Raw genomic sequence first — 785 nt, 5'->3', positions numbered from 1 at the left:
CTAATTCAGCTAGTCTGTTTGGCAAGGTGCTATCTAGATAGCTTATTAGCTCATCTAGCTTATCAATTTTGCTATCAGTTACTATACTACTCATTATTCACCCTTTCCTATAAAACTACTTAGATACATAATCTTAGAGCTATTTTTGAGATTTTCTATTGTGTCTTTATCATTTTCAGCTATATCTTCTAAGACTAGACACAATATACCGCTATTTTTTAGCACCACTAATTCCCCTTCATAGCCCCAAAACTCGCTATTTTTATCCTCTAGTATTGGCGTATGAGCTATAACACTGCGATTTAGCTTACCACCTATGGCGCTGCCATCTATCTTGCCTGTAGATATATCATAACTACTCATTTTTACTCCTGTTTTGTTATAAAGACTATAAACTCTAGCCCATTAGCTGGAATTTCATAAAATACCACTCCGCTCTTATCACTATTTAGCTCATAATCCTTAGCAAACACTGCTTCATATAAGCCATCAAAGACTATTCTAACTTCTTTAAAGCTATTAACGCTTAAGCCATTAAAGCTAAACTCATCTTTTACCCCATCACCAACGCAAACTATATACTCACTGTTTAAAATACCTTTAGCGATATAGTTTTCGTTTAATATACCTACATTAAAGCCTACTTCGCTACTAGCTTCAAACTCTAGCTTCTCTCCATTATTAGCAAATAGTTTTGTTTCATATGAGCTTTTAGCTTGTAGCTCTCCTTGGTATATAATAGACTTTGTGTTGCCTAGCTCATCAAGGATTTTTACCTTAACCCC

At 34.6% G+C, this 785-nt stretch carries 2 protein-coding genes; both read right to left on the bottom strand.

Going from position 1 to position 785, the window contains the following annotated elements; all coding sequences use genetic code 11:
* Positions 1-93: 93 nt before the first annotated feature.
* A complete protein-coding gene (locus tag CCAL9328_RS10625) occupies positions 94-363 on the bottom strand; it encodes a hypothetical protein (RefSeq protein ID WP_170000637.1) in 270 nt (89 codons plus the stop codon).
* A 2-nt stretch (positions 364-365) separates the two neighbouring features.
* Positions 366-785, bottom strand: a 420-nt coding sequence (locus CCAL9328_RS10620) for a hypothetical protein (RefSeq protein ID WP_170000636.1), incomplete at its 5' end; no start/stop codon positions are given.

Source organism: Campylobacter sp. RM9328 (assembly GCF_012978615.1).
This window is presented reverse-complemented; position numbering and strand designations above follow the sequence as displayed.

Excerpts from the sequence above, each read along its gene's own strand:
- CCAL9328_RS10625 (WP_170000637.1), bottom strand. The coding sequence starts at position 363 with ATGAGTAGTTATGATATATCTACAGGCAAGATAGATGGCAGCGCCATA.